Below are 4703 nucleotides of genomic sequence, written 5' to 3'. Positions count from 1 at the left end.
GCCGTGAACAGCGCGCCATGGAGATGTCGGACTCGCTGGCCAAGGTCGGCATCATGGGCGCTTACGAAGGCGCGCTGAAGTTTGTGGGTAACCCCGAGCTCATTTCACGCACGCACTTTGCCCGCTTCCTGGTGGAATCCGGCGTGTGCCGCGAAACGCCTGAAGTCTTTCGCAAATACCTGACCGAAGGCAAGCCCGGCTATGTGCCGCACCGCTGGGCCAACCTGCGCGACGCCGTCACCTGGATCACCCAGGCCAAGGGCATTGCCGTGATTGCGCACCCGGGCCGCTACAAGTTCACCCCCAACGAGGAATACGCCTTGTTCACCGAGTTCAAGTCCCATGGCGGGCGTGGCGTGGAGGTTGTCACTGGCAGCCACACGCCGCAGGAATACCTCAAATACGCCGAAACGGCCAAAGAGTTCGGCCTGGCCGCTTCGCGCGGCAGCGACTTCCACAGCCCCGACGAAAGCCACACCGACCTGGGTACCCTGCCATTCCTGCCGGGCGAACTGACACCGGTGTGGGAGCTGCTGGTGGACCGCATCCAGTGATGGCCGGCCCCGCGAGAAAAACCTCTCCTGCCCTGACCGGCATTGCGCTTCTGGTAGCCGCCATGGCCTGCTTCGCCGCGCTGGACACCACCACCAAACGGATATCCCTGAGCGTGCCCATCCTGATGGCGCTGTGGTTTCGCTATGCGTTCCAGGCCGTGGCCACGACCGTGGTGATGCTTCCTGCGCGCGGGCGAACGCTGTTTCGAACGGCGCATCCCAGGTTCCAGCTTTTACGCGGCGTACTGCTGCTGACCAGCAGCGGGTTGGCGTTTTTCAGCCTCAAATACATGCCCGTGGGCGAGTTCACGGCCATCATCATGATCACGCCGCTGGTCATCACCCTGCTGGCATCGCTACAGCTGGGTGAGCGCGTACCGGCGTTGCGCTGGGGGCTGGTCCTGGGAGGCTTTGCCGGTGCGCTGATCATCATCCGGCCGGGAAGCTCCGGCTTTGACTGGACGCTGCTGCTACCGTTGAGCCTGGTGGTGTCCAATGCCTGGTTCCAGATTTTGACCAGCCGCCTGGCCCGTACCGAAGACCCGGCAACCATGCACTTCTACACCGGCTGGGTGGGCACGCTCATCGCCTCGCTGGCCCTTCCCTTTGTCTGGACTTCGCTGGATTCCTGGGTGCTTTGGGCCTGCCTTTGCCTGATGGGCTTCCTCGGAGCCGTCGGGCACTTCATGATGATTCTTGCCTATGCGCGAACCACTGCATCAACCCTGACGCCGTTCCTTTACGCCCAAATCGGTTTTGCCATGCTGGGCGGATGGCTGATCTTTTCCCATGTTCCGGATCAGTGGTCGCTGCTCGGCATTGCCATGATTACCGTGTGTGGTGCCACTGGCGCCTGGCTTGCGGTACGCGAGAGCCGGATCATCATTGAACCCACCGAATCCTGAAACCCAAGCCGGCGACAAACCTGTATGTCACAGTTTTTTGAAGTTCACCCCGAGAACCCGCACACCCGCCTGCTCAAACAGGCGGTGGCACTGCTTGAACGCGGCGGCATTGCGGCCGTGCCAACCGACTCCAGCTATGCCCTGGTATGCCACCTCGACGACAAGGCCGCGGCCGACAGCCTGCGCCGTATTCGCGGCGTCGACGACAAGCACCACCTCACCCTGCTGTGCCGCGACCTGAGCGAGCTGGCGAACTACGCGCGGGTGGACAACAAACAATTCCGGCTGCTCAAGGCCGCCACGCCAGGGCCCTACACCTTCATCCTCGAAGCCAGCAAGGAAGTGCCGCGCCGCGTGAGCCACCCGTCGCGCAAGACCATCGGCCTGCGCGTGCCGGAGCACAAGGTTTTGCAGGCGCTGCTGGAGCTGCATGGCGCGCCGCTGCTGGCCACCACGCTGATTCCGCGGGACGGCACCGAGCCGCTGAACGATGCGCACGAGATCCGCGAGCTGCTGGAGCATGAGCTGGCCGCCGTGATCGACGCAGGCGCCTGCCACCAGGAGCCGACCACCGTGATCGACCTGACGGCCATGGGCGACGGCGGCGAGCCTGTCGTGGTGCGACAGGGCCGGGGCGAGCTGGCTGCATTAGGCCTTTAGCGAGCGGACTCCCCTTCAAGCAGGGGCCGCGGAACCGGCTTTGCCGGGCCGCAGGCGCAGCAGCCCCCTTCGGGGGGCAGGGAGCTACACGAAGTGAGCGACCGTGGGGGTCATAATTCGGCATGGATATCGCCAACCTGATTCAAACCGTCGCCATCTACGCGCTGCCAGTGCTCTTCGCCATTACCGTGCACGAAGCTGCGCATGGGTATGTGGCTCGCTATTTCGGTGACAACACCGCCTGGATGCTGGGCCGTGTCACGCTGAACCCCGTAAAGCACATCGACCCCCTCGGCACCATCGTCATGCCGCTGCTACTGTATTTCGCCACCTCAGGCACCTTTCTGTTCGGCTACGCAAAACCGGTACCCGTCAATTTCGGAAATTTGCGCAAACCCAAACGCGACATGATCTGGGTGGCACTTGCGGGCCCCGCCGCCAACTTCATACAGGTCGTACTTTGGGCCGTGTTGTATGCGGTGCTGATCAACGCCGGTGTCCAGGAGCCGTTTTTCCTGGTCATGTGCCAGGCTGGCGTACTGGTCAATCTCGTGATGTGGGCCTTCAATCTTTTTCCTTTGCCTCCGCTTGATGGCGGCCGCATCCTGGTGGGCCTGCTGCCGTGGAAGCAGGCTCAGTTTGTCGCCCGCCTCGAACCATGGGGGTTTTTCATCGTCATGGGGCTCGTTCTCCTTGGCATCGTCAGCGCTTACTGGCTCTGGCCACTGGTGGTGCTGGGATACAGCTTGCTGGATCTGATCAACCTCCCCATTTCATTGCCCCCAAGATTGTCATGAATACACCGTCCCCCACCCGTTTCCTCACCGGCATCACGACCACCGGTACGCCCCACCTGGGCAACTATGTCGGCTCGATCCGGCCGTCGGTTCAGGCCAGCTTTCGCGACGATGTCCGCAGCTTTTACTTCCTGGCCGACTACCACGCACTGATCAAATGCGATGAACCCGCGCGCATCCAGCAGTCCACACTCGAGATCGCGGCGAGCTGGCTGGCCGCCGGGCTGGACCCGGAGCGCGTGACGTTCTATCGCCAGTCCGACATCCCGGAAATCCCTGAACTCACCTGGCTGCTGACCTGCGTCACAGGCAAGGGCGTACTCAACCGTGCCCATGCCTACAAGGCCTCTGTCGACAAGAACGAGGCAGCCGGCGACGACCCGGATGCCGACGTCACCGCCGGCCTCTTCATGTACCCGGTGCTGATGGGCGCAGACATCCTGCTGTTCAAGACGCACAAGGTGCCGGTGGGGCGCGACCAGATCCAGCACATCGAAATGGCGCGCGACATGGCGCAGCGCTACAACCACCTGTACGGTGAGCACCTGGTGCTGCCCGAAGCGGTGATTGAAGAGTCCGTCGCGCTGCTGCCCGGACTGGACGGTCGCAAGATGAGCAAGAGCTACGACAACACGATTCCGCTTTTCACCCCACGCGAGCAGATGCGCAAGCTGATCGCCGGCATCCTCACCGATTCACGCGCACCGGGCGAACCCAAGGAAGTCGAGGGCTCGGCGCTGTTCCAGATTTACCAGGCCTTTGCGAGCGCGGACGAAACCCAGGCCCTGCGCAAGGCCTATGCCGAAGGCATTGCCTGGGGCGATGCCAAACAGTTGCTGTTCGAGCGCATTGACCGTGAAGTAGTGCCCATGCGCGAGCGATACCACGACCTCATCAGCGACCCGGCAAAGATCGAGGCGACCTTGCAGGCGGGTGCGCAGAAGGCGCGCGCGGAGGCCACGCCTTTCATGGGCGAGTTGCGTCGCGCCGTTGGTTTGCGCAACCTCGCGATAAAGCCGGCTGGCACGTCGAAAGGGAAGTCAGTCAAAAGTGTTGCTCCGGCCTTCAAGCAATACCGTGAGAAGGACGGCCAGTTCTATTTCAAGCTGCAGGATGCCGACGCCAAGGTGCTGCTGCAGAGCCATGGCTTTGAATCTCCCCGTGAAGCCGCGCTGATAATTTCCACCCTGCAGAACGAAGGGACCGGTGCGCTTGCTGCACTGCAAGATAAGCTTCAAATCTTGCCCGGTATCGAGGCAGCCGAGGTCGAAACAGCGCTACGTTTTTTTGCACCTGTAACTCCCTGAGTTGCGGGATTAAGCAATTTGGGCCAGGGGCTTTGGCCGTGCGCGGTGGCCTTCGACAGAATCACATTGGTACGAAAGACTTATTCATTGTTGTTTTAGGGTATTACCACCCTGAAAAAATACCGCAATTTCAAGTTTATTAGTGCCCCAAAGTTGACATTCACCAGTTATGCTCGATAGCTGACAGGAACGATACTTCAGACGTGAACTAATGAGTATTTTTGTAATAGATGACCATCCGCTGATGCGCGAAGCGGTTGTCATGTTGATTCGCCGCCTTAGCAGCAAGGCCACTGTGACCGAGCTGGACCGGCTCGCCGCGGTAATGCCTGCCGTGCAGCAACACGGTGTCCCCGAACTCATCTGCCTCGACTTGAGGTTGCCTGACACCAATGGTGTTTCGGGCGTGCGTGAGCTCAAACACCAATTCCCCAACGTGCCCCTGGTGGTGCTGTCGGCCGCGCCGGCCCAGGACTACGA

At 61.4% G+C, this 4703-nt stretch carries 5 protein-coding genes and 1 pseudogene; all 6 read left to right on the top strand.

The annotated features are described in order from the left end of the window. Positions 1–554: pseudogene (locus AC1D1P_RS14700) on the top strand (phosphatase); the annotation flags it as partial. Further along, positions 554–1459: a DMT family transporter gene (locus tag AC1D1P_RS14695; protein ID WP_457279560.1), complete on the top strand. Its 906-nt coding sequence runs from the start codon at positions 554–556 to the stop codon at positions 1457–1459. The pseudogene AC1D1P_RS14700 and the gene AC1D1P_RS14695, both read left to right, overlap by 1 nt. Positions 1460–1483: 24 nt before the next feature. Next, complete coding sequence (locus tag AC1D1P_RS14690) at positions 1484–2119, top strand: L-threonylcarbamoyladenylate synthase (RefSeq protein ID WP_477648056.1); 636 nt, start codon at positions 1484–1486, stop codon at positions 2117–2119. Positions 2120–2241: 122 nt separating this feature from the next. Continuing rightward, positions 2242–2916, top strand: coding sequence for a site-2 protease family protein (locus tag AC1D1P_RS14685; RefSeq protein ID WP_477669742.1), 675 nt, complete (start codon positions 2242–2244; stop codon positions 2914–2916). Beyond that, the gene (locus AC1D1P_RS14680; protein ID WP_477673494.1) at positions 2913–4223 is read left to right on the top strand and encodes a tryptophan--tRNA ligase; all 1311 of its coding nucleotides are present in this window, start codon (positions 2913–2915) and stop codon (positions 4221–4223) included. The genes AC1D1P_RS14685 and AC1D1P_RS14680 overlap by 4 nt, the downstream gene beginning before the upstream one ends. A 211-nt stretch (positions 4224–4434) precedes the next feature. Next, positions 4435–4703 (top strand): response regulator (locus AC1D1P_RS14675; RefSeq protein ID WP_477673493.1); only part of this gene is annotated, 269 nt, incomplete at its 3' end.

It is taken from the genome of Polaromonas sp. P1_E1_2 (assembly GCF_056406035.1).
The sequence above is the reverse complement of the archived record's forward strand: the minus strand, read 5'-3'. Positions and strand labels throughout refer to the sequence as shown.

Bases quoted from the DNA above. Each gene is read 5' to 3' on its own strand.
- AC1D1P_RS14680 (WP_477673494.1), top strand. From the start codon at position 2,913: ATGAATACACCGTCCCCCACCCGTTTCCTCACCGGCATCACGACCACC.
- AC1D1P_RS14690 (WP_477648056.1), top strand. From the start codon at position 1,484: ATGTCACAGTTTTTTGAAGTTCACCCCGAGAACCCGCACACCCGCCTG.
- AC1D1P_RS14695 (WP_457279560.1), top strand. From the start codon at position 554: ATGGCCGGCCCCGCGAGAAAAACCTCTCCTGCCCTGACCGGCATTGCG.
- AC1D1P_RS14685 (WP_477669742.1), top strand. From the start codon at position 2,242: ATGGATATCGCCAACCTGATTCAAACCGTCGCCATCTACGCGCTGCCA.